This is a genomic window from Enterococcus sp. S183_ASV_20 (assembly GCF_018919685.1).
GTDB lineage: Bacteria > Bacillota > Bacilli > Lactobacillales > Enterococcaceae > Enterococcus > Enterococcus faecalis.
Genome location: NZ_JAHLRI010000107.1, coordinates 1 through 4131, shown reverse-complemented (window position 1 = coordinate 4131; position 4131 = coordinate 1). Strand labels below are relative to the sequence as shown.

Sequence of the window (4131 nt, the reverse complement as noted above, 5' to 3'; positions counted from 1 at the left end):
TGAAGATGAAAAAGTAATTGTAAGCTGCCGTGAGGCAGTTTCACATGGTTTTAATTAAAAGTATGAATTATTCAGGAACTTATCTTGTGGTAAACATTCCCCATGTACTTCGGTAATTCCTACTTCTGCAGCAATCGTTTCTGCGACGGATTCTTGATCCCCCGTCAGCATTAAAATTCGTTGAAGATGTAATTGGTGTAATTTTTCCATAGTCTCTTTTGCTTCTGGTCGTACTGTGTCTGTAAAAGTAATTCGGCCTAAATATGTGCCATTACGTGAAATATGAATGGTCGTTTTATCAATTTTTTCAGTTGTTTGAGACTCTTGTGTCACAAAATTCTTTTTACCTACCCGTATCTCAGCACCATCCACAAATGCCTTCACGCCAGCACCAGAAACTTCCGCTAGATCTGTAATATTTTTTAATGGGACATCTTGCTTTCTGGCATAAGCAACAATTGATCTAGCTAAAATATGACTTGATTCTTGTTCCACGCTTGCTGCCAATCCCACTAATTCAGCAGCAGTTATTTCAGCATTGATTGGTTGGACTTGATCAACAGAAAGTTGTCCTTGCGTAATCGTGCCTGTTTTATCAAACGCAATCGTTTTTGCAGAAGCTAATTTTTCGACCATCGTTCCCGATTTAATAACGACCCCATGACGACTTGAACGACCCATCCCTGCCACTAAAGCAATTGGGGCAGATAGAATTAAAGGACACGGCGAAGCAACCACTAAGACTTCCGCAAAACGTGTCGGACTTTTTGAAACAAACCAAGCAACACCTGCAATTAAGTAGGCAATTAGTGTAAAAGGTACCGCATAGCGGTCTGCTAAACGTACAAAATGAGCTGGACGCGCCGCAGATTCTTTCACTAAGTTCACAATCGTTTGATATTGACTGTCGGCTACAGTTTTTTCAGCAACCATTTTCAAAGAGCCATCACCATTCACGGAACCCGACATTAATTCATCCCCAGGATTTTTTTCAATTGGTTTTGATTCTCCTGTTAATGAAGATTCATCGACTGTTGATGTCCCGGTTTTTACCAAGCCATCAACTGGAACTAGTTCCCCTGGTTTTACTACTAATTCATCGCCAACATTGATTTCCTCAACAGAAACATCTTCTAAATTTTCGCCATTCAAGCGATGAGCTTTTTGTGGCGAGTTATCCAATAATGACTTCAGCTCTTGGTTAGCTTTTCCAGCGGCATAGTCTTCTAATGAATCACCACCAGTCAACATAATTAAAATCATCAAACTGGCCCAGTATTCTCCCACAGCTAAGGTTGCAACGATAGCGGTAATCGCTAAAATATCGACACCATATTTTCCTTCACGTAAGGTTTGAATCATTTCCCAGAACATCATTAACGCCATTACAGAACCTGTTATTAAAATAATGCCATACGCCCAATTCGGCTGATGTAAAATAAATTCAAATAATAATGCCAAAACTCCTGTTATAATTGTAATCCCCAATTTTGTTACATGCTTCATCTCTTTTTCTCTCCCATCATTCACTTTACATTATTGAGCGTACCTTTTCTGTTTTGAAAAAGAAAGTGAAAACGCCTAAATGAAAACGACTTTCATTATCATAGGATAGTTGCTGTAGCAACGTTTACTTTCTGAAAAGTAGTTATGTAAAAAAAACACAGACCATCGTTCATTCGCCGATGGTCTGTGTTTTTATTTCCAAAAATCATCAAAAATTGTAATGGGTAAATGCCGTTTGTGTTGTCCTTTTTTATACCAGTTTTCAATTGTTTGTTGATCTGTTTCCGAGACTTTTTTGCCTTCCAAATAATCATCAATGGCATCATACGTGACACCTAAGGCAACTTCATCTGCAACTAACGGTTTGTCATCTTCTAGATCAGCTGTTGGTATTTTTAAATACAAGGCTTCTGGTGCCCCAAGTTCTTTCAGCAAAGCTTTTCCTTGGCGCTTATTTAAACGAAATAACGGTAAAATATCCGCTCCGCCATCGCCATATTTGGTGAAGAAAGCTGTCACATTTTCGGCTGCGTGGTCTGTGCCAATTACTGCGCCAGCATTTTCGCCAGCTACTGCATATTGTGTAATCATACGTTGACGTGCTTTCATGTTCCCTTTATTAAAATCGCTAATTTGAACGCCAGCGTTTTCTAGCGAACCAACCATTGCATCCACTGCTGGTTTAATATCCACTCGTAAAGAAACATCTGGCTGGATAAAGGCTAGCGCGGCTTGTGCATCAGCTTCATCTGCTTGCTCACCGTATGGAAGGCGAATCGCAATAAATTGATACGACATATCTCCTGTTTCTTCGCGCATTTCAGTCATCGCTAATTGTGCTAAGCGACCAGCTAATGTTGAATCTTGTCCGCCACTAATTCCCAAGACAAAGGTTTTTAAAAAAGGATGTTTAGTTAAATAAGCTTTCAGAAAATCAATACTTTTACGAACTTCTTCTTTTGGATCAATTGTCGGTAAAACACCTAACTCTTGAATGATTTTTTCTTGAAGTGTTGTCATTTCTAGGCCTCCTTATTCACCGTTTCCGTTAAATGTTTAACGTCTTTACGCACTTTTTCCAATAAATTCATTTTGTGGTTCCAACAATCTGTTGAAAGGTCCACTGGATATTTCTGCGGATTCAAGTCCCGCTTGTATTCTTCCCAAAGTGAATCTAAATTTTCTTTTGCATATTGTTTAATTTCATCTAAAGTTGGTAATTCGTACACACGTTTTCCTTCAACGAAAATATCTTGGAGTACTGGCCGTGCTTCAAAATCACGGACATACTTATTAATAAAGGTATGAACGGGATGGAACATATAAATTTCTTCTTCTTGGCGAGGATCTTCGTTCCAAAGTGTCACATAGTCCCCTTCTGACTTTTTATCAGATTTACGTGTAATACGCCAAACTTGTTTTTTTCCTGGTGTTGTCACTTTTTCAGCATTGCTAGATAGTTTAATGGTATCTTTCATTTGACCATCTTCACCTTCAATTGAAACTAATTTAAACACCGCTCCTAAAGCCGGTTGATCATAGGCCGTAATCAGCTTGGTACCCACGCCCCATACATCAATTTTTGATTTTTGCATTTTTAGATTCAAAATCGTATTTTCATCTAAATCGTTCGATGCATAAATTTTTGCTTCAGTAAAGCCTGCTTCGTCCAGTTGTTCACGAACTCGTTTAGAAATATAAGCCATATCGCCACTATCAATCCGCACGCCTAGGAAATTAATTTTATCACCCATTTCTCGAGCTACTCGAATTGCGCTTGGCACTCCCGCTTTCAAAGTATCATACGTATCAACAAGAAAAACGCAATCCCGATGTGTTTTGGCATACGCCATGAATGCTTCATAATCATTTCCATACGACTGAACCAATGAATGGGCATGAGTCCCACTAACCGGAATACCAAAAATTTTACCAGCACGAACATTACTTGTCGCGTCCGCCCCACCAATATAGGCGGCTCTTGTGCCCCAAATGGCAGCATCTAATTCTTGTGCCCGGCGTGTTCCAAATTCCAATAAAGGATCATCGCCTATCACGGATTTAATTCGAGCCGCTTTTGTCGCAATTAATGTTTGGAAATTCACCATATTTAGCAAGGCAGTTTCTACCAATTGACATTGTGCCAAAGGACCTTCAATTTGAATTAACGGTTCGTTATTAAAAACCAAATCCCCTTCTAAAGCAGAGCGTACAGTACATTTAAATTCAAAATTTGCTAAATACGTCAAGAAATCTTCTGGATATTCTTCAACTTCTCGGAGATATGCAATATCAGATTCTGTAAACGTTAAATTTTCGAGATAATTGACTAAACGTTCTAAACCTGCAAAAATTGCGTAGCCATGATTAAAGGGCATCTCTCTAAAGTAACATTCAAAAACAGCATGTAAATCTGCTCTCCCTAATTCCCAGTATGTTTGCATCATATTGATTTGATACATATCTGTATGCAATGTCAAACTATCATCTGCATATGTATAGTCCATCGTTTTCTACCTCTATTCTTTGTATTAAAAACTTATTTATATCCTGAATAATTCATACTTTTAATTAAAACCATGTGAAACTGCCTCACGGCAGCTTACAATTACTTTTTCATCTTCA

Annotated in this window: 2 protein-coding genes and 1 pseudogene; all 3 read right to left on the bottom strand. The window is 38.5% G+C overall.

Annotated elements, in window-relative coordinates:
* Positions 1-78: 78 nt before the first annotated feature.
* Positions 79-1530: pseudogene (locus tag KQI94_RS15550) on the bottom strand (heavy metal translocating P-type ATPase); the annotation flags it as partial.
* Positions 1531-1698: 168 nt separating this feature from the next.
* Positions 1699-2526 (bottom strand): ammonia-dependent NAD(+) synthetase, encoded by an 828-nt coding sequence (gene nadE, locus KQI94_RS15545; RefSeq protein ID WP_002356540.1) that lies wholly within the window; start codon positions 2524-2526, stop codon positions 1699-1701.
* A gap of 2 nt (positions 2527-2528) precedes the next feature.
* Entirely contained in the window at positions 2529-4013 is a 1485-nt protein-coding gene (locus tag KQI94_RS15540) for a nicotinate phosphoribosyltransferase (RefSeq protein ID WP_002356538.1), read from the bottom strand.
* Positions 4014-4131 lie beyond the last annotated feature (118 nt).

Excerpts from the sequence above, each read along its gene's own strand:
- KQI94_RS15540 (WP_002356538.1), bottom strand. The coding sequence starts at position 4,013 with ATGGACTATACATATGCAGATGATAGTTTGACATTGCATACAGATATG.
- nadE (WP_002356540.1), bottom strand. The coding sequence starts at position 2,526 with ATGACAACACTTCAAGAAAAAATCATTCAAGAGTTAGGTGTTTTACCG.